Annotated in this window: 21 protein-coding genes; 10 read left to right on the top strand and 11 right to left on the bottom strand. The window is 33.9% G+C overall.

The genetic code is table 11. The features are described 5' to 3' along the window. Nucleotides 1-7: 7 nt before the first annotated feature. A complete protein-coding gene (locus DTUR_RS02075) occupies nt 8-1,036 on the bottom strand; it encodes a LacI family DNA-binding transcriptional regulator (RefSeq protein WP_012582798.1) in 1,029 nt (342 codons plus the stop codon). Nucleotides 1,037-1,260: 224 nt separating this feature from the next. On the opposite strand from DTUR_RS02075, the gene DTUR_RS02070 reads away from it, so the two are divergent. The 4 genes from DTUR_RS02070 to bcp all read left to right on the top strand — a co-directional run bounded on the left by DTUR_RS02070 (nt 1,261) and on the right by bcp (nt 4,449). Next, the gene (locus DTUR_RS02070) at nt 1,261-2,034 is read left to right on the top strand and encodes a DeoR/GlpR family DNA-binding transcription regulator (protein WP_012582797.1); all 774 of its coding nucleotides are present in this window, start codon (nt 1,261-1,263) and stop codon (nt 2,032-2,034) included. 69 nt (nt 2,035-2,103) lie between these two features. Continuing rightward, entirely contained in the window at nt 2,104-2,871 is a 768-nt protein-coding gene (locus DTUR_RS02065) for an enoyl-ACP reductase FabI (protein ID WP_012582796.1), read from the top strand. 24 nt (nt 2,872-2,895) lie between these two features. Next, nucleotides 2,896-3,969, top strand: a complete 1,074-nt coding sequence (locus tag DTUR_RS02060; RefSeq protein ID WP_012582795.1) for an NAD(P)H-dependent flavin oxidoreductase — start codon at nt 2,896-2,898, stop codon at nt 3,967-3,969. A 15-nt stretch (nt 3,970-3,984) separates the two neighbouring features. Then, nucleotides 3,985-4,449: a thioredoxin-dependent thiol peroxidase gene (bcp, locus tag DTUR_RS02055; protein ID WP_012582794.1), complete on the top strand. Its 465-nt coding sequence runs from the start codon at nt 3,985-3,987 to the stop codon at nt 4,447-4,449. Here the strand turns inward: bcp and DTUR_RS02050 are convergent. The 3 genes from DTUR_RS02050 to DTUR_RS02040 all read right to left on the bottom strand — a co-directional run bounded on the left by DTUR_RS02050 (nt 4,444) and on the right by DTUR_RS02040 (nt 8,227). After that, a complete protein-coding gene (locus DTUR_RS02050) occupies nt 4,444-5,337 on the bottom strand; it encodes a fumarylacetoacetate hydrolase family protein (RefSeq protein ID WP_012582793.1) in 894 nt (297 codons plus the stop codon). The genes bcp and DTUR_RS02050 overlap by 6 nt on opposite strands. Before the next feature lie 343 nt (nt 5,338-5,680). Further along, entirely contained in the window at nt 5,681-6,646 is a 966-nt protein-coding gene (locus DTUR_RS02045) for a radical SAM protein (RefSeq protein ID WP_242603730.1), read from the bottom strand. 252 nt (nt 6,647-6,898) lie between these two features. After that, nucleotides 6,899-8,227, bottom strand: coding sequence for a glycoside hydrolase family 140 protein (locus tag DTUR_RS02040; protein ID WP_012582791.1), 1,329 nt, complete (start codon nt 8,225-8,227; stop codon nt 6,899-6,901). Between the two features lie 643 nt (nt 8,228-8,870). Here DTUR_RS02040 and DTUR_RS02035 point away from each other — a divergent pair. From DTUR_RS02035 to DTUR_RS02020, 4 genes are all read left to right on the top strand, one after another. After that, complete coding sequence (locus DTUR_RS02035; protein ID WP_012582790.1) at nt 8,871-9,149, top strand: RNA recognition motif domain-containing protein; 279 nt, start codon at nt 8,871-8,873, stop codon at nt 9,147-9,149. Nucleotides 9,150-9,284: 135 nt separating this feature from the next. Next, nucleotides 9,285-10,211 (top strand): LCP family protein, encoded by a 927-nt coding sequence (locus DTUR_RS02030; protein WP_012582789.1) that lies wholly within the window; start codon nt 9,285-9,287, stop codon nt 10,209-10,211. Continuing rightward, complete coding sequence (gene rsfS, locus DTUR_RS02025) at nt 10,211-10,561, top strand: ribosome silencing factor (RefSeq protein WP_012582788.1); 351 nt, start codon at nt 10,211-10,213, stop codon at nt 10,559-10,561. The genes DTUR_RS02030 and rsfS overlap by 1 nt, the downstream gene beginning before the upstream one ends. A 6-nt stretch (nt 10,562-10,567) precedes the next feature. Continuing rightward, on the top strand, nt 10,568-11,431 hold the full coding sequence (locus DTUR_RS02020; protein WP_012582787.1) for a Clp1/GlmU family protein: 864 nt from the start codon (nt 10,568-10,570) through the stop codon (nt 11,429-11,431). Nucleotides 11,432-11,485: 54 nt separating this feature from the next. On the opposite strand, the gene DTUR_RS02015 is transcribed toward DTUR_RS02020, so the two are convergent. From DTUR_RS02015 to DTUR_RS01995, 5 genes are all read right to left on the bottom strand, one after another. Beyond that, complete coding sequence (locus tag DTUR_RS02015; RefSeq protein ID WP_012582786.1) at nt 11,486-11,926, bottom strand: hypothetical protein; 441 nt, start codon at nt 11,924-11,926, stop codon at nt 11,486-11,488. Between the two features lie 104 nt (nt 11,927-12,030). Beyond that, nucleotides 12,031-12,384, bottom strand: coding sequence for a hypothetical protein (locus DTUR_RS02010; protein ID WP_012582785.1), 354 nt, complete (start codon nt 12,382-12,384; stop codon nt 12,031-12,033). Then, nucleotides 12,371-13,201: a phospholipase C/P1 nuclease family protein gene (locus DTUR_RS02005; RefSeq protein WP_164930978.1), complete on the bottom strand. Its 831-nt coding sequence runs from the start codon at nt 13,199-13,201 to the stop codon at nt 12,371-12,373. The genes DTUR_RS02010 and DTUR_RS02005 overlap by 14 nt, the downstream gene beginning before the upstream one ends. A gap of 68 nt (nt 13,202-13,269) precedes the next feature. Continuing rightward, complete coding sequence (locus DTUR_RS02000) at nt 13,270-13,566, bottom strand: hypothetical protein (RefSeq protein WP_012582783.1); 297 nt, start codon at nt 13,564-13,566, stop codon at nt 13,270-13,272. Further along, nucleotides 13,563-13,847: a hypothetical protein gene (locus tag DTUR_RS01995; protein WP_012582782.1), complete on the bottom strand. Its 285-nt coding sequence runs from the start codon at nt 13,845-13,847 to the stop codon at nt 13,563-13,565. The genes DTUR_RS02000 and DTUR_RS01995 overlap by 4 nt, the downstream gene beginning before the upstream one ends. 286 nt (nt 13,848-14,133) lie before the next feature. On the opposite strand from DTUR_RS01995, the gene DTUR_RS01990 reads away from it, so the two are divergent. After that, nucleotides 14,134-14,685, top strand: coding sequence for a DUF2202 domain-containing protein (locus DTUR_RS01990; protein WP_012582781.1), 552 nt, complete (start codon nt 14,134-14,136; stop codon nt 14,683-14,685). A 29-nt stretch (nt 14,686-14,714) separates the two neighbouring features. Here the strand turns inward: DTUR_RS01990 and DTUR_RS01985 are convergent, their stop codons facing one another. Next, nucleotides 14,715-16,928 carry an ABC transporter permease gene (locus DTUR_RS01985; RefSeq protein WP_012582780.1) on the bottom strand — a complete coding sequence of 738 codons (2,214 nt, stop codon included), beginning with the start codon at nt 16,926-16,928 and terminating at the stop codon, nt 14,715-14,717. Next, the gene (locus DTUR_RS01980; RefSeq protein ID WP_012582779.1) at nt 16,928-17,626 is read right to left on the bottom strand and encodes an ABC transporter ATP-binding protein; all 699 of its coding nucleotides are present in this window, start codon (nt 17,624-17,626) and stop codon (nt 16,928-16,930) included. The genes DTUR_RS01985 and DTUR_RS01980 overlap by 1 nt, the downstream gene beginning before the upstream one ends. Nucleotides 17,627-17,725: 99 nt before the next feature. Here DTUR_RS01980 and DTUR_RS01975 point away from each other — a divergent pair, with 99 nt between their 5' ends. Continuing rightward, on the top strand, nt 17,726-18,751 hold the full coding sequence (locus DTUR_RS01975) for a zinc-dependent alcohol dehydrogenase (protein ID WP_012582778.1): 1,026 nt from the start codon (nt 17,726-17,728) through the stop codon (nt 18,749-18,751). Nucleotides 18,752-18,758 lie beyond the last annotated feature (7 nt).

Below are 18,758 nucleotides of genomic sequence, written 5' to 3'. Positions count from 1 at the left end.
TCTATATCTATATTTTTCTTTTGGGTGGAGCGGTTGATTTCCTTATAATTAATTCAGGAGTAAGAAGTATCTCTCTCTTCTCCTTAATCCTATCTTTGTCCTCTATTCTTCTTATTAAAAGCTCTGTGGCAATAACTCCCATAGTATAAGCAGGTTGTTTAACAACAGTTAAAAAGGGGTAAACTTCCGATAAACTTTCAATATCATCAAAAGATACAAGAGAAATATCATCAGGTATCTCTAATCCTCTCTCTCTTATGGCAAGAAGAGCTCCAACAGCCATAAGATTATTTCCCCCAAAAATAGCAGTAGGAGGATTTTCCAAATCTAAAAGTTCCTTAGTTAACCTATAACCATCGTCTTTAGAAAACTTAGAATTTTTATTAATCTTAATTAATGACTCATCTATTGGTATATTTGCCTCATTTAAAGCCTTTTTATATCCTTCTACTCTGTCTCTTGCTGTTGAGATAAAATGACTTCCTACAATAATTCCAATTCTTCTATGTCCCAAGTCAATTAAATGCTTAGTAAGAAGATAAGCTCCTAAAACACTGTCTCCTCTTACAATGTCCAAGTCATTTACGCCCTCTATGGTTCTATCAATTAAAACAATGGGGATATTTTTTAAAAATAAAGATTTTAGGGGAGTTTTTTTTCCTGAAGCAGAAGCATAAATAACACCATCAACTTTACTCTTAGCCAAAACCTCTGCATACATCATTTCCTTTTCTGGATTCTCATCAGTATTACAAAGAATAACAGTAAAATGTTTAGAAATTGCAGTATCTTCTACACCTCTTGCAATAGTTGTAAAAAATGGGTTTGTTATATCTGAGATTACAAGACCTATAGTTAAGGTTTTCTTTAAAATAAGGCTCCTCGCCACAGAATTAGGAACATAACCCAATTCTTCAATTGCTTTCAAAACCTTCTCCCGAGTACTCTCCTTTACATTCTTACTTCCATTGATAACTCGGGATACAGTCATTACTGAAACTCCTGCTCTTTTAGCTACGTCTTTTATGGTAACCAATATTAAATCCCCCTATAAAATTTTATTTTTATGTTAACGATAACATTATACTATAAAAATCAAAAATAGTAAACAGGTTTGAAAGAAAAAATAAATAAAAATGAAAAAGATAAAAGTAAAATCTTATATAACCCAGACTTAATTTCTCCCCTTTCCTCTTTTGACAAAACTCCAAATCCTATGTTATTATTTTTCAACAAAAAATGATTTAATAAAGGTAAAAAATGTTGCCAGAAGAAAGAAGAACAAAAATATTAGAATTATTAGAGAAAGAAAGAGGAATTAAGGTTTCTGACTTAGTAAGGATTTTTAACGTTACAGGAGCAACCATTAGAAGAGATTTGGAGATCTTGGAAAAAGAAGGCCTTCTTAAAAGGACTCATGGTGGTGCAGTTCTACCTCATAGTTTTTCCTTTGAACCTTTATATATAACTAAGAAGCGTCAAAATCTCAAAGAAAAACAAGCTATAGGGAAAATAGCTGCAGAATTAATAAACGATGGAGAAAGTGTATTTATTGAGACAGGAAGTACTACTTTACAAATTGCTAAAAATATTAAACACAAGCACGATGTTACAGTAGTTACAAACTCTATAGAAGTAGCAAGAGAGCTCTTAAGTGCAAGAGGAGTAGAAGTCATTCTAACAGGAGGTCTACTAAGAAAGGAAACTGTAGCTCTTGTCGGTCCTATTGCAGAAAGGGTTTTAAGGGAATTTAGAGTAGACAAAGTATTTTTAGGAATATCAGGGATCATTCCCTCTAAAGGAATGTACACAGCAAGTATAGCTGAAGCTCAAATTAAAAAGCTAATTATAGAAATGGGAAGAGAAATAATAGGAGTTAGTGATCATAGTAAATTTGGAAAAGAGTGTTTTGCTTTTGTTGCTCCAACAAATGCGATGAGTAAGATAATAGTAGATGAAAAAGTGTCTCCTCAATATATAGAGGAGTTAAAAAAACGAGGTGTAGAGGTAATAATAGCCCCTGTAGAGGATTAATTTTTACCTCTTTCATTAACTCTTTACATGGTATAATTTTAAAAACTGAAAGGAAAGGAGTGTCGCTTTATGCTTCTTCAAGGGAAGAAAATAGCTGTTTTTAATGTGGCTAATAAAAAGAGTATTGCTTGGGCTATTGCCCAATCCATAATGAAGTTCGGAGGAGAAGTAATAATTGGCTATCAAAATGAGCGGCTTAAGGAAAATGTAGAAGAACTCATAGCTGATTTAAATCCTAAACCTCTAATTGTGGAATGTGATGTTTCAAAGGACGAAAACATTGAAAAAGTAGCTAAAGAGATAGAAAATAATGTGGGTAAGATAGATGGATTTGTTCATTCCATTGCCTTTGCACCTTCTGATGCCCTTAAAAACCCCTATATAGAAACATCAAGAGAAGCTTTTCTTACTGCTATGGAGGTTAGTGTTTACTCCTTTGTTGCCATGAGTAGAATTTTTAAGCCTATTTTAAATACAAATTCTAGCATAATTACCCTCACCTATTATGGCTCTGAAAAAGTCATACCTAATTACAATGTAATGGGAGTTGCAAAGGCAGCATTGGAGGCCTCAGTAAGATACCTTGCTTATGATCTTGGTGGAGAAAATATAAGAGTTAATGCTATTTCTGCTGGTCCTTTAAGCACTTTAGCAGCAAGAGGTATAGCAAGATTTACCGACATGTTAGAATACCATAAAGAAAGAGCCCCACTAAGGAGAAATATTGAGCATAGAGAAGTAGGAGATACAGCAGTATTTCTTTTGAGTAATCTTTCTTCAGGAATTACAGGTGAGGTAATCTACGTGGATGCTGGATATAACATAATGGGTATGTAATTTTAATTAAAAAGGAGTCTTAAGATGAAATTACCAAGTTTAAAAATTGGAGATTTAGTAGCATCAGTTCCCATAGTACAAGGAGGAATGGCTGTTGGGATATCCCTTTCTGGTCTTGCCTCTGCAGTAGCAGAAGAAGGAGGAATCGGGGTGATAGGAACAGCAGGCATAGGAATGGAAGAGGAAGACTTTTTTGAAAACTTCATAGAAGCGAATATTAGAGCTCTAAGAAAAGAGATCAGAAAAGCAAAAGAAAAAACAAAAGGAATTATAGGAGTAAATATTTTGGTTGCACTTTCTAATTTTGCAGATATGGTAAAGACTGCATTGGAAGAAAAAATTGACATAATCTTTTCAGGAGCAGGACTACCTTTAGATCTTCCTAAATACCTTAAAAAAGTACATAAAACAAAACTTATCCCTATAGTTTCCTCAGGAAGAGCGGCAAGGATTATAGCAAAAAATTGGATTAACAAATATAACTATGTGCCCGATGCCTTTGTAGTAGAAGGTCCCTTAGCAGGGGGACATCTTGGATTTAAACGAGAAGAATTACAAAATCCAGAGATCACCCTTGAAAATAGACTTAAAGAAGTGTTGGATGAGGCAAAAATTATAGAAGAAAAATATAATAAAGAGATACCAGTCATAGCAGCAGGAGGAATATACGACGGAAAAGACATTGCAAAATTCCTAAAATTAGGAGCAAAAGGAGTTCAAATGGCAACAAGATTTGTAGCTACTTATGAATGCGATGCAGACGAAAAATTTAAAGAAGCCTATTTAAAATGCAAAAAAGAAGACATAGTGATTATAGACAGTCCTGTAGGACTTCCTGGAAGGGCTATAAAAAACGAGTTCCTTGAAGCAGTAGAAAGAGGAGAGAAAAAGCCCTACAAGTGTCCATTCCACTGTATAAGAACCTGTGATTATCAAAACTCTCCTTATTGTATTGCCATAGCTCTTCTTAACGCTAAAAAGGGAAATTTCAAATATGGTTTTGCCTTTGCAGGAGCTAATGCCTATAGGGTTGATAAGATAGTAAAGGTAAAAGATCTTATGAGAGAGTTAGTTAAGGAAGCCGAAGAAAATATATAGGAGGGATATTTAATAATGAGTAAAAAAGCTCCTGATTTTACTCTCCCTGATCAAAATGGGAAGGAAGTTTCTCTTTCTGATTATAAAGGAAAATGGGTAGTTTTATATTTTTACCCCAAAGATATGACCTCAGGATGTACCAAAGAAGCAGTAAGTTTTTCTGAAAAAATCGATGAATTCAAAAAGAGAAATTCAGTAGTAATTGGTATAAGTAAGGATACAGTAGAAAGTCACAAAAAATTTGCAGAAAAATATAATTTAGAAATAATCCTTCTTTCTGACAAAGATGCCAAAGTAATAAAAGAGTATGGAGCCTGGGGAAAGAAAAGGATGTACGGAAAGGAAACTGAGGGTACCCTAAGAAATACCTTTATTATCTCACCGGAAGGTGAAATTCTTCACGAATGGAAAAATGTAAAGCTGGATGGCCATGTAGAAGAAGTTCTCAAAAAGCTTGACGAACTGATAAGTGCCTCATAGATCTTCATTAACTACTTCATTTCTCAAGACACCAACTTTTTCTACGATACATTCTACAGTATCTCCCGGATAGATAGGAGAAATCCCAGAAGGAGTGCCAGTAGCAATAATATCTCCCGCCTGAAGAGTTAAATGCTTAGAAATGTAAGAAATTATTTGGGGTATTTTGAAGATCATATTTTTAGTATTATCCTTTTGTCTCATTTCTCCGTTTACCCTAAGCTCTATATTTAAATTATGAGGATCCTTAATGCCTTCCTTCAAAACTAAATAGGGACCTACAGGACAGAAGGTATCAAAACTCTTTGACCTAAACCATGGATTGGTATTGGAAAAATCTTCAGCCTGCATATCTCTTGCCGTTACATCGTTCACTACAGTATAGCCAAGAACATAATCCATTGCATTCTCTTCTTTAATATATTTTCCTCTCTTTTTGATAATTACTCCAAGTTCAACTTCAGGATCTACTCTTGTTAGAAAATTAGGATAAACAATTTCCTCTTCATGGGCTATAAGGGAGGAAGGAGACTTACTGAAAAACACTGGCTCCCTAGGTACTTTATGCCCTAACTCTTTGGCATGTTCTACATAATTTCTTCCAAGAGCAAGAATCTTTTGAGGCTTTATTATGGGGGGAAGAAATTTATATTTTTCTTCGGTTAAACTATATATAAGATTATGCTCAAAGATAAAATCCTGAACCTTATTTAAATACTCTTGAAGATTATCCATATAAAGAATATCATCAATTTTTTCCACATACCTTAAATTTTTTTCATAAATAGAAGAATACATTAAAATAGCCTTGGTAAGATTTAAAATCTTATCCTCAAAAAGGAGACCTATAAAAAATCTCTCTCCTGATTTCAGATTAGCTATCTTCATATAATAGCTCCTCCCTTTTAGCAAAAATCTTAGAGTTAATTATATCAAATGTAAAGGGAAAGGAAATTGTAGCAGTCCTTAAAAAAATTAAAAACAAATTTGTAACACTATCAACCTATTCTTCCCTTTTCATTTTGAATCTTTACCCATGTATTACGATTTTCAAAATAACAGTAAACCTTCATATCCTGAAAACCTAACTTGAACCTGTCTTCCCATAAGAGAAAATTGTCATAGTCTTTCAAAAAAGCCTTTTAGCTGTATCAAATTTAGTAGTTGAGGTTGTGGATTTTCCCGCAGAGAACATCAGCATACTATAGTTCAGATTTTCAAGAAGATTAGCCTAATAATAATGGGAAAGAAGAAATCTATTCCCAATATTTACATATTTCAATCCTTTTTCCCTTGCAAGTTTAAAGCTTCTTTCAGCATGAGCCTTTGAGGTAGTAGGAAGATTATCAAAGAAAAAATTAGGAGCAAAACCAAGGAGAGAATAAGGAATGTTAGGATTAATATTTACAATAAAATCTACAATCTTTTCCACTTCTTCCTCATTCACGTAACCGGGAATAAGCAAAGTACTAGCAACCACCACCACCCTATCTTTAATCTCCTTACTCTTCTCTCCTACCCATCTAAAATTCTCAAGAGTATTCTTATTAGAGACCCCCGTTAATGCAATATGAATCCTTTCATCAAAGGCCTTTAAATCAAATTTTATTATTCCTTCACTTTCTACAGAAATATAAAACATTTCTTTCAAAATCTTAAGGTTCATAGAACCATTAGTCTCCCAACATATCCTTACCCTATTTTTAACCTTTTTAGCTAAAGCTAAAGCATGAGCAATTTGAGTAGTAGGGTCTCCTCCAAAAAAACATATACAAGAAGTTTTATCATCTATTTTCCCTATTAAGTCTTCTACAGAATAAATAGGAGATCTTCTTTTTAAATAATCATGAAAGTGCCAATTCTGGCAAAAAAGACAATTAAAGTTACAGCTCGCATAGAAAATGGCTAAATTTTTATAACCATAATGCTCTTTTTCAGGGCAGATAAAAGTTGCCACACAATTTGTAGGAAGGGGATCATAATACCATTCTAACAACCCCTTCTCAGAGCTTCCAGCCCATCTAATACTATTTTCTATAAGTCCACAAAAGCTCTTCTCAGAATCAAGAGCACATTTATGAATACATATATCGCAATAAGGTTTCTGAGAATAAGCAGGATAAGAGAGGTCAAAATAGGTTCGTGCTCTTTTATGGGCAGATTCAATAATCGGTAAAGCTTCATCAAATCTATTCAAAATACAATCCCTACACACCCCTAAGAAGGAGGATATCAAAATTGACTCTTTACCACATACTTTACATTTTCCTTCTTTAGGAGAAATCACTCTTCAATACGGTCTAATATAAAAAACTTCATAACCATAGAGAAAAGTAGCATTTTCTCTATCTACAGTATACTAAGGTAGCAAGATCTTCCTAATCATAATGCTTCTATCCTAATAATAATCCACCTATTTTCACCTTTGCACCGATTTCTTCACCTTATTTTAAGCCTCTAATACCAGTATCCAATCCGGGCCTCCCAAAGGAGAAGTAAATCTCAAAGTTCCCTTAGCAAACTCCCCAATATAATGTCGCTCACCTGATCTCGGGTCAAACCAGCTTGCCTTTATTATATGGCCTGAAAGAGAACTTGTATCAATATTGAGGGTCTGATTTGCCAAAGGGAAATATATCAAAGCATAACTTCCTTCTTTATCGCAAGTAGCAACAGGATAACTTGCTCTCCTATTATTCAATCTGTCATCTATATCCTTTGGAGGAGGGGGAGGTGTTATTTCAGTTAGCATATCTTGAGCAGGAATTCTAGTAAAGTAAGGTAAGGAAAGAAGAAGATTTTTCAAATGTATCATTTGTTTTGCCCCTGGAGCATATATGGCTTCATACCAATAGACATTCGCAAATGTCATTGGTTTGTATCTTTCATCATACATTTGCCATACTGAATGGTGTCCATATGTATGTCCACAAGCTCCTGAAAATACTGCTCTATATGCCTGTTTCCTTACCTCATAATCTGTAAATCTCCCATATTCTGGTTTCCATTTGCGTAAATAAGGATCTATAGGATGCCCCTCATAATTAGGTTCTCCATCAATAACAGGTTTTATAGGAGTTTTATTGTAATCACTTCTTATCATATCCCAATTGGGAGTATCTATAAGGCAGTGTCCTGATTGACACATATTAAAACTTAACCATTCTGCATTATGAAACCATTGAGAAGAGCTTTGTCCTCCTGAAGGATGATAAGTGATAATAGGCTTTCTTCCCAAACCATCATAGATTCCTCTTGCCATAGACGTCCAAACCTCTTCATAACCCTCACCGGGGCGGTCTCCACCTAAAATCCATATTATATTAGTAAAATCTCTATATCGTTCTCCAAGAAATTTACCGTATATATAAGCATTACTTTTATCAAAAATCACAGGACCTACACCCCAAAGTCCACTATGAACTTTATCACCCCAGGTAGGAAGAATCCCCATATAAATTCCTTTTTCCTCAGCAAGTTTTATAACGCTGTCCACATGCCTAAAATAGTACTCATTAGGTCTTGCAGGATCGTCTCCAATAAGAGGTACATGACCATTAGCATTAGGAGTATGAAGCCCGTCAAGTTCTGCGAGTATTACTGCCTGAACTACGTTGAAACCTTGGCTACTTCTTACCGTTAAATACAACTCCGCTTCTTCCAAAGTTAACCTATGGAATAACTCCCAGGCGGTATCCCCTAAGTAAAAGAAGGGGTTACCATCCTCTGTTATTAAAAATCTTCCGTTCTGAGAGATTTTTAAAGAAGGTAAAGACATAAAAACCTCCAAAAGACTATAGATTTTCTCCTTCTTGAGGTAGATTATATCATAAAAATTTCTGCAATACTTTCAAGTAATGAAAGGGCAAAAAATTAAGTAGCAAATCCATATGTCATAAAAGCGAAGGAGAAAACCATTGATTTAGGCAATACAAAAGAGCATATACTTACCTTAACTTCTTAATTTCTCTAAGCACAATTTTGCGGATTCTAAATCCAAAGGTTTAGGAGTTTCATGCTCCAATGTATCACTTCCAAAATATCTCTCTATTCACCCTGAAACCTTTAAGCCATATCTCCCTAAAATTCACCTAAGCCCTTTAGCAGATTTTCCATAATACTCCTATCAAGCGCTAAATTCTAAGTTTACATATTTACAATCACGACTTTTTATGATATGATAACCTCACTAAAGGATTATTTTGGGTTATGTTTAAGTTTTTAAAAGAGAATTTGGGTTTGTCAAAAGAATACTTGAGACTCCTCGGGAATCCCCTAAAAGAGTTCTCAAGTATTTTTATTTATCCAGAAAGAGAGGTGAAGTGTACCGAAAGTATCCTTAATTTTCCTATCTCAAGGGTTCCGGAATGCTCCCCAAAAAGCTTCCCCAGAAATTCTAAAAATTTCCATGAGGTGAAAAGATGAGCAAGACTTTGTATGTAGGTAATTTACCTTGGTCAACCACAGAAGAAGAGTTAAAAAATATTTTTGCAAGCCATGGTACTGTATATTCTGCAAGAATCATATCTGATAGAAATACAGGAAGATCTAAAGGATTTGGCTTTGTAGAAGTAGATGAAAAAGAGGCTGAGAAAATGATCTCTGCCCTTAATAACACAGAGGTCAAAGGAAGAAGAATAATTGTCAATGAGGCAAAACCAAGGGAAGAAAGACCACGTGAAAGAAGAAACCGTGGTTAAGCCATGAAAATAAACCTAATCTAAACTTAGGATAAAAAAGAGACCCCCAAAAGGGGGTCTCTTTATTTATTAATAAAAGAAGATAAAATATTATATGAGAGAAACAAATAAAAACTTAGGAGGAAAAAACAAAAAATGAAGAGGTGGTTAAAAATACTCATAATAGGAGTTTTAGTACTTCTCATAGTAATTGTTGCGGTTGGAGTTGGAGGATACTACTACATCCAAAATAGCTACAATTACAATCCCTCCCGAAATTCTTCTGTACTAGATAAAGTAGAATTATTAGATGTTGCCTTTAATAAGGTAGAAAGGATAAATATTGCTATTCTTGGAGTTGATGAAAGAAAGAATGATCCAGGAAGGAGCGATACCATTATTATTGCTTCTTTAGATTTTAAAAATAAAAAAGTAAATATTCTCTCTATTCCGAGAGATACAAGAGCCTATATTCCTAATCATGGATTTACAAAGATAAATCATGCTTATGCCTATGGAGGAGTAGAACTCTCCTTAAGGACCCTTGAGAACCTCTTAAATATTCCTATTCACTATTATGTAAAGACCAATTTCCAACAATTTGAAAAATTCATTGATGCTATTGGAGGAATAGATATAGAAGTAGAAAGGAGAATGTATTACAGAGATAGTACTGATAAATTCTTTGTAGATCTTACTCCAGGAGTACACCACTTAAATGGTAAAGAGGCTCTTGGATATGTAAGGTTTAGGCACGACCCTATGGGAGATTTGGGAAGAGTTGAAAGACAACAGAAATTTTTAATGGCACTTTTTAAACAGATGAAGGAAAAAATAAACCTAATAAATCTGCCTCAATATATATCCTTAGCAGGATCCATATTTGAGACCAATGCATCTCTTATGGAAGCTATGGTTATAGCCTCTAAATTCATGGACATTACTGAAGAAGATATTCATACCTTTGTAATGCCAGGAACTCCTGAAAATATAAATGGTATAAGTTATGTGATTCCTGATGAGATTAGATTAAAAGAGATTTTAGATCAATATTTTAAAATTAATAATGTAAAGGAGGGGTGATGAATTTCTTGGAGAGTAAAGAGAAAGCCTTAAGAATTGCTCGCATCGTTTTAGAGAAGAAAGCCGAAAATGTAATAATAATTGACGTATCACAAATACCAGGACTTACTGATTACCTTGTAATATGTACAGGACTTACTAACACCCAAAGAAAGGCAATTCAAAGAAGCGTGGAAGAGGAAATGGAGAAGTTAGGCTTCACTCCAAGAGGCATTGAGGGAAGAGAAGGTACAGGATGGACTTTACTTGACTACTATGATTTGATAGTACACATCTTCTCACCAAGAGCAAGAGAATTCTATGACTTAGAATCCCTTTATGAAAACGTCCCTAAGATAACTGAATTTTAAACAGAAATGATAGATATACCTCCTTTATGGCAGGAAACTGCAGATGCGATTCTGCTTAAAAAGGGAGTTGTTATTGTAATAGGGCTACCCAATTCTGGAAAAAGTACTTTTGTAAAATTCCTTGCAAACTATGGGGTAAAAAACAATTCAAAGGTTGCTATTATTAACTCTGACTTAGGACAAGCAGATATTGGCGTTCCAGGAACCATATCTTTAAGTGTTATAGAAAATGAACTCCCATCTTTTGAAAATTTATCCATAAAAAACTGGTATTTTATTGGAGAGATAACCCCTGTGGGAAAATTTTTACAAGTAATTACGGGAGTAAGAAGACTTCTTGACGAAGCTAAAGAAGTAGCAGAGATAGTAATTATCAACACTTGTGGCTTGGTAAAAGGGAGATTAGGAAAGATACTAAAGTATTACAAGACTTTTGTGATAAATCCCGACCACATAGTAGCCATTCAAAGTAATACTGAACTTGATTCCCTGTTAAAAATTATAGGAAGATTTTCAAAATATGTTTATAAGATACCCAAAAGTGTCTTTGCAAGAGAAAGATCACTTGAAGAAAGAAGAGAGTTTAGAGAAAAAAGATATGAATTCTATTTTCAAAATGCTAAAAATTTAATATTTCCTCTTTACTTGGTCCATTCCATTGATAAATATGTAGATTTTCAAAAAGAAAATTATAGAGGAAGGCTCGTAGGACTTATTGGAGAAAAAGAAAACTTATTAGAGCTTGGAATAATCCAAGATGTAAATTTGGAAAAAAGACATTTACTCATTTTTACACCTTTAAAAGAAATAACTAAAGTTAAGAGAATTGAGGTTGGAAGTATCAAATTAAAAGTAATAAAGGAGGAATAAACGCCACAGGCGCTCAACTTAACACATTAGCTTCGCCTGTGGCATCTTAATATTTTAGAAATAATACCTAAATCCAAAGGATCCATCTACATCAAGGGTAGTTTGGGGGACTAACTCAAGGGTTGGAACAAGTTCAAAGAAGAAGTCCAAATTCGTACCCTTAGGAATGTATACAATTCCAAGAGGAATTCTAATTCCAAAATTTGTGCTTTCAGCAGAAAGAACTCTTACTCCTACTCCATAATAAAAGGGCATAGAACCTGATGTAGGTCTAAATACCCCATAATTGTGGGTAACTACATCAGCAAAAAGATGAAGAACATTAGCATTTAAACTCCAAGCTACCCCAAAATCAAAAGCCTGAGTTTTGTTTTGCCAAAGCCTAAAAGAAAGCCCTGTAGGCTCACCTACCACTACCCCGACTCCAAAATTACCAGCATAGGTGATAGAAAATGATAACAAAATAACTACAATTAAAAAAACACACTTCTTCAAGCCCCTTCACCTCCAAAGATAAGAATTTTAATAAGTATATCATAAAAAAGAGGTCTGCCCAACAAAAGCAGACCTCCAAAGTCATTAAGATTATAGCAATCTCTTTATCTAATTTCCACTACAACCTCCATTTCACCTTCTCCTGGACCTCCCCCATTACATATTATACTCAATACTCGTCCCTTACCCCAATTTTGAGAACTTGTTAAATACAAACTTCCAACTCCAATTAAATCATCATCTCCCGCATCTGCATCATAAACCCTCACATTAATACTCAAATAATTCCCTATTCTTGGTGTATCAAAAATAACCACATTAATATTATCCCTTATATCCCCCTCATCCATACCCCAATCTCCTGAGGAAGGAATCCGAGTATGAACTGTCCTAATTCCATCACTTACTACAAATTTTGCATATACATCAATCAATCGGAATTTTTTAACAATTACCATTACAGGAACTTGAATTTGAGTTGGAGAAACAACACGTAGATAATAAGCTCTTTCCATAATAGCAACAGCGCATGCTACAGCTTTTGGATAAATTTCCATCATATAATTCAAAGGGCTTATAAAAAGTAGTTTTTGAGGGCTCTCTACCCCAGAGAGTGCTCCAATTTCTTATAGAGTAATTATAAACTTCTCTTGCAAGCCTTTCTATAAGCCACTTAACATCCCTTCTGTATGGGGGAATACCATCCTGAGCAAAAACCGTATTAAGAGCATCTCTAACTTTTCTCATATCAAACCATCGAGATCTACTCATATATTCTTTTTCCCCTCTAAATTGATACCAATAACTTGCCCAACTCTCAAATTCTGAATGTCCCCAGCCTAGAGTATTAAAGACATGGTGCATTTCTGAGGCATCACCAACAGCATGAAGAGCATAACCAAGGTAATAGGGTCCCCAGTAGGGATGTGACCACCAATCTTGATTTTGCTTAAACCAGTAACCACTCAAATTATCTATTGGAGCATAAATTATGTTATGATGATCCTTATCCCAACGAGTATAACAGGAGTAATTTACCGAGGATATAAGATTACCATTCTTGTCTCTTCCTCCTTCATCTCTTTCATACATATCTAAAAGTACTCCTGAGTGAACCATACAAAAATCATCGTTTCCCATCCACCAATCTACCCAATAATCATCATCCTTTTCTCCTTTTACAAACTTAATGTGTCTTATATAGTTATAGCCGTCTATATTATTATGGATACCGCTCCTTCTATTTCCATGAGAATCATGAGATAGGTTATTCATAAGAGAAGGAAAATCTAAGAAATGCATAAAAGCCGTATAAGAGCTGTGAGCATCTGCAAAGAGATTAATTATCCAATCAGGTATCCAAATGTCGCCAGGCTGAGTTTGGTAAGTTCATCAAACTCTACAGCCCCTCTTGCCATAATATCCCAAGGCCTATCCGATGGAAAACCCCAATTATTTGTCCTCCAGACTGCCGAGTTTTTTTGCTGAGAAGTAGCATAAGATGAACGTTCCATATAGTAATATGCATCTCTTACAATTTCGCTATGGATAGTTCCACCCCAAGAATACACTTCCCCTGTATGAAGAACTAACATTAATAAAAGAAATATGAAAATTCCTAAGACATTAAAATATCTCATAATCCCCTACTATTCAAAATATTCGAAAATTCTTCGCTTTCCCCATTCTTCTCAGCAATCCTTCTTAGTTCTTGTATTTCCTCAAGAATTTCTTGTTTTTTCTTGTTTATCTCATCCTCAGGTACTCCTCCGGACTCTAAATCTTTCAACTCTTCCCAATCCTTGAGAAAGACTTCCACATACCTTTTGACCTCCTCTGATCTAGCTAAATCCTTTAATGTATAAACCGATTTAGAGTTAAGAGAAAGGCTTGGAACAGAAAGTGTTTCCTGAAGATTCATTGAGAAAATATCCCTGAAATACATAAGAGAATAAATAGAAAAAACAAAAAGAAAAGTTTCCTTCTCATAAAGAGTGTCCTTCCCCCAAAAATTGGAAAGGATTAATAATTTTATAAAATTTTTAACCCTTCCTCTGTCCTAAATTATATTTTAAGAATTTCAAAAAGTCAATAAAAAGCAAATTTTTTAATTTTTTAAGCCAAATTTAAGGCTATTTTCAATGAATATTAAGGTTCAATAATCATAATTTAAGTGTAAAAACAAATTTAACTGGAGGTGAGTAAAAATGAAAAAGTTTTTAAAGGCAACGTTGATCCTCTTATTCTCCTTTATTCTATTTACTAACTTAGGAATCTCAGCAGAAAATCTCAGTTCTCAAGAGCTTGAAGACATACTTCATATGAGGGAGGAGGAAAAATTAGCAAGGGACGTATATATAACCTTATATAATATTCATAAAATCCCTATTTTCTATAACATATCAAACTCAGAGCAAGCCCATATGAATGCTGTAAAGACATTGATCAATTACTACAAATTAAAGGACCCAGTAGTTGATGATAGAATTGGAAAATTTACCAATACTAAATTCACAGAACTTTACAACACATTGGTAGAAAGAGGCAAAAAATCAGCAGTTGAGGCTCTAAAAGTAGGAATTTTTATTGAAGAACTTGATATAAAAGATCTACAAGAGGCAATTAAGAGAACCAATAAACCTGATATAATCAGAGTTTATACAAATTTACTTAAAGGCTCTCAAAATCACATGAATGCTTTTATAAAAGTATTACAAAGATATGGAGAAACCTATACTCCAACTTATACTACCATGTAATTGAGGGCTCCCCTTTGGGGAGCCCATTTTTATTCTGACTGCTCTTTTAAAATGACCACTGGGGAGATGGAGTTAATTCTTCTTCTTCCTAAATATCTTGAAAATAAGAAGGCTACAAAAAGATAAGTAAAGGAAAAGAGTATATCATTAAATTGAGCTTGTAACTTAAAAGAAAAATCTACATCTTTAAGAACTCCTTTTATAATATAACTTATAAGCATATTATAAAGAGGAATTCCAAGAAGAAAGCCCACTATAAAGGAGAAATTGTTAAAACCAAGAAACATGGAGCTCAACTCTCCATCTCTAAACCCAAGGATTTTGAAAATAGCAAGAGGTTTTCTATTTTCCGTAATCACTAAAGAAGCGAGGACATAAATTATGGTGAAAGCAAGGAAGAAGGATATGAGATACATTACTTGAAGCATTTGATCCACACTTTGTGCAGAATCTTTAAAGGCCTTTATTGCATCCTCTTTACTCATATAAGTAACGAGATCTTCTTTGGGAATATCAAGCTTGTGAAAAGAATAAAGTCCAATAAAAGACCCCTTATCAAAACCAAAAGTTTCATTAAATTCTTCCAGACTCATATATCCATTGTTTCCCACGTAAAGATCAGCAATCCCTGTAACTTTTAAACTATATTCTTTTCCATCAATATTATTAACCAAATTCAAAACATCTCCAACCTTAAGACCAAATTTATCTGCAAGAGACTGAGAAATTACAAGTCCCTCTAAATTTATTTTGTCTCCCTTGCCATCTTTCAATAATATCATCTGAGAATCTTTTAAAATACCATAAATCACAACCTTTGATTTGGTGCCTTTAAGATAAAAGGATAGCATATTAAAAGGCTCAGCATCATATTTATTTTCCTTTTCATAGTAATTCAAAAGATACATATAACTGTATTTATAAGTATTCTGAAAGGTATCTTCCACAAGATAAGAGAGGGCAGATTTTGCAACAACTCCATATAGAATAATTAAGGTAGCAAAAGCAACCCCTATTATTAAAACTAGCTCTCTTGAAGGATGTAAAAGTCCTTGTTTTAACATTACTCTTCTCTTAAAAGAGAACCTATCAAGAAATTCCATGCGAAATCTTGTTTTAAATCCCTTTTCTGATTCTCCTCTTATTATCTCCACCACTCTCTTTTTAAGAAGATCCTTTATAGCTATATATCCAGAAGGAATCATAAAAAGAGCTGGTACAAAAAAGGCAATAAGAAGATCTTTTGTAGGGATAAACTTTTCTACTATAGGCACACTTATAAAGGAGACATAAAAATCTGTAAAAGGACCTGAAAGGGCATAACCAATAATACTTCCTGGGATAACACCCATCAACCAAATGTATATGGGAAAAAGAATATATACACCTACAATCTCTCTACTATTATATCCTAAAGCATAAAGAGTACCTACCTCAGCATGCATAGAATTTATAAGCCTTCTTAGAACAATAAAGAGGAGAATTGAGGATATTACTAAAATAGTACCAGATATAACAAAAGCCATAGGTTTTGCACTTTTCATCTTCATCTCAGTAACTATGATCCTGAAATTTTCATCCTTTTCCACAAAGGAAATAAGCCTATATTTAGAATTTATCTCATTTTTAAAAGAGGAAAGATCGGAAATAGTTCCCCTCACCATATAATATCTATAGGCAACACTTTCTAAAAATTTTCTCATGTCTTCAAAATTCATTATTCCAATCCCAAAATGCATAGGATCAGGAAGAAGATCAGTCTCATTCTTTGTTATATAAATATAATCGGGGAGAGCTACATATCCTGAAATACGAAACTTAATGCCATTAATTTCTATCCCATCGCCTATCCTTAATTTATTTGCCTTGGCAAAATTAGGATCTACAGCAATCTCCCCTATTTTAGGAAGAGTTCCTTCAAGAATTAAAGGCTTATTTACCTTTTCTGTTAAATTAAAAAATCTTATTAATCTATCACCATATTCAAAGTCCCATGTAAATTTTTCCTCAATAAGCACATTATATTTTTTCTCTAAGGAGGAAATATCTATAGGGAAAAATGTAGTAAAGTGAAAATTCTCCTGGTTATACTTCTCCACAAAATTTTTATAATTAGTATCAATGTTTGTTATGAGAATACTAAAGATAGCATATCCAAAAGATGCAAAAAGAACAAGAAAAATTATCCCCAAAAAGTGAGACTTATCCCTCCATATTATCCTCATAGGAATTTTCTTAAGCATTACCAAACCACCTCCTCAGCAAGAGCTGGAGATGGATTGTCTTGGTACTCCACCAATTCTCCACTTCTTAGCCTTATAATCTTATGGGACATTTTTGCAATAGCAGTATTATGAGTTGCAATTATAATAGTAGTACCATACCTTTTATTAATATCCTCAAGAAGCTTTAGTACCCTCTTTGCATTTTCAAAATCAAGAGCACCTGTTGGCTCATCACAAAGTATTATAGATGGATTTTTCACTACTGCCCTTGCTATAGCTACCCTTTGCTGTTCACCACCCGAAAGTTCAAAAGGAAATTTATCTCTATGCTCCCACATTCCCACAACTTCAAGAACTTCCTTAGGATCTAAACCATTTTCTGAAAGGTATTTAGTGGAAAGTACATTTTCAAGGACTGTCAAAGAGTTCACAAGATTGTAAAACTGAAAAATGAAGCCAAGTTTTCTCCTTCGATAATTAGTTAGCTCCCTATCGTTATAGTTAGTTATATCCTCCCCATCAACTATAACTTTTCCTTCGTCGGGTTTATCAATTCCACCAAGAATGTTAAGAAGAGTGGTTTTTCCAGAGCCAGAAGGTCCAAGGATTACATACATCTTGCCCTTTTCAAAGTCTATGGATAACTTTTTGAGGGCATCAATCTTAGTTAAACCAACCTGATAACTTTTTGAAAGATCCTTGATTTCGATGAACATATAAATTTTCCCCTTTCTACAATCTATTTTATTATACCTCTTGAAATAAAAGGAACCTTTGTAATAATCTTAAATAAATAATTTTTAGGGGGATACGGTATGAAAAATATGGGATGGCTTCTTAAAGATATAAAAAAGCTTGAACTTATTGAAACACCCTTAGAAAAACCAAAAGAGAATGATGTTCTTCTTGAGGTCATTTATGCAGGAATTTGTGGATCTGACCTTCATGCCTATTTAGGAGAACACCCCTTTGTAAAACCTGGAATAGTTTTGGGACACGAATTTGTAGGAAAAGTAATTGAAAAAGGAGAAAATGTGAGAAATGTAGATTTAAACGATGTTGTAGTAATTGAGCCAAGTTTAACCTGTGGAATATGTTATAACTGTACCCATGGAAGATATAATATATGCAAAAATCTAGATGTTATAGGATGTACAAAGACCAATGGTGGATTTCAAAAATATATAAAAATACCTTCCCATAAAGTGTACAAAGTAAATGAGGTTCCCTTAAAAAGGGCAGTACTTACCGAGCCTCTTGCGGTTGCGGTGCATGGAGTAAGAAGATCAAGTTTTAAACCAGGAGATGAAGTTCTTGTAATAGGAAGTGGTCCTATTGGACTTCTTACTACGATATTTTTATATCTCTCCTCTGCAAAAAAGATTGTCCTTGTTGATGTCCTTGACAAAAGGCTAAATCTTGCAAAAAATTTATGCCCTGGAATAATCACTGTAAAACCAGAGAATTTAAATCTTTCCCTCTTTACTCAAGAAGGTCCTGACTTGGTATTTGAATGCGTAGGAGTAGATCAAACCATAAACCTAGCAATTGAATACGCAAGAAAAGGAACCGATATTATCCTTATGGGAGTCCCAAAAGAGATCTCTATGGCTAAGCTTATATATATTCAGGATAGAGAATTGAATCTCAAAGGATCCTTAATGTATACAAAGGATGATTATCTTATTGCTCTTGAATTACTAAGAAAAAATCAAGTAAACTATGAAGCTCTGATAACCCATATTTATCCCTTTGATAAAGTCCCTCAAGCATTTGAAGATATCTTAAATTATAAAGATCAATATTTTAAAGTGATAATTGATGTTAAGGGAGAAAACTAAAGGGGTA

Origin of the sequence: Dictyoglomus turgidum DSM 6724, assembly GCF_000021645.1 — a bacterium.
GTDB lineage: Bacteria > Dictyoglomota > Dictyoglomia > Dictyoglomales > Dictyoglomaceae > Dictyoglomus > Dictyoglomus turgidum.
The sequence above is the reverse complement of the archived record's forward strand: the minus strand, read 5'-3'. Positions and strand labels throughout refer to the sequence as shown.

Coding starts and splice junctions, on each gene's coding strand:
- DTUR_RS02030 (WP_012582789.1), top strand. CDS start 9,285: ATGAAGAGGTGGTTAAAAATACTCATAATAGGAGTTTTAGTACTTCTC.
- DTUR_RS02005 (WP_164930978.1), bottom strand. CDS start 13,201: ATGAATAACCTATCTCATGATTCTCATGGAAATAGAAGGAGCGGTATC.
- DTUR_RS01980 (WP_012582779.1), bottom strand. CDS start 17,626: ATGTTCATCGAAATCAAGGATCTTTCAAAAAGTTATCAGGTTGGTTTA.
- DTUR_RS01975 (WP_012582778.1), top strand. CDS start 17,726: ATGAAAAATATGGGATGGCTTCTTAAAGATATAAAAAAGCTTGAACTT.
- rsfS (WP_012582788.1), top strand. CDS start 10,211: ATGAATTTCTTGGAGAGTAAAGAGAAAGCCTTAAGAATTGCTCGCATC.
- DTUR_RS02035 (WP_012582790.1), top strand. CDS start 8,871: ATGAGCAAGACTTTGTATGTAGGTAATTTACCTTGGTCAACCACAGAA.
- DTUR_RS02065 (WP_012582796.1), top strand. CDS start 2,104: ATGCTTCTTCAAGGGAAGAAAATAGCTGTTTTTAATGTGGCTAATAAA.
- bcp (WP_012582794.1), top strand. CDS start 3,985: ATGAGTAAAAAAGCTCCTGATTTTACTCTCCCTGATCAAAATGGGAAG.
- DTUR_RS02020 (WP_012582787.1), top strand. CDS start 10,568: ATGATAGATATACCTCCTTTATGGCAGGAAACTGCAGATGCGATTCTG.
- DTUR_RS02040 (WP_012582791.1), bottom strand. CDS start 8,227: ATGTCTTTACCTTCTTTAAAAATCTCTCAGAACGGAAGATTTTTAATA.
- DTUR_RS02050 (WP_012582793.1), bottom strand. CDS start 5,337: ATGAAGATAGCTAATCTGAAATCAGGAGAGAGATTTTTTATAGGTCTC.
- DTUR_RS01990 (WP_012582781.1), top strand. CDS start 14,134: ATGAAAAAGTTTTTAAAGGCAACGTTGATCCTCTTATTCTCCTTTATT.
- DTUR_RS02070 (WP_012582797.1), top strand. CDS start 1,261: ATGTTGCCAGAAGAAAGAAGAACAAAAATATTAGAATTATTAGAGAAA.
- DTUR_RS02000 (WP_012582783.1), bottom strand. CDS start 13,566: ATGAGATATTTTAATGTCTTAGGAATTTTCATATTTCTTTTATTAATG.
- DTUR_RS02010 (WP_012582785.1), bottom strand. CDS start 12,384: ATGGTAATTGTTAAAAAATTCCGATTGATTGATGTATATGCAAAATTT.
- DTUR_RS01985 (WP_012582780.1), bottom strand. CDS start 16,928: ATGCTTAAGAAAATTCCTATGAGGATAATATGGAGGGATAAGTCTCAC.
- DTUR_RS02060 (WP_012582795.1), top strand. CDS start 2,896: ATGAAATTACCAAGTTTAAAAATTGGAGATTTAGTAGCATCAGTTCCC.
- DTUR_RS01995 (WP_012582782.1), bottom strand. CDS start 13,847: ATGAATCTTCAGGAAACACTTTCTGTTCCAAGCCTTTCTCTTAACTCT.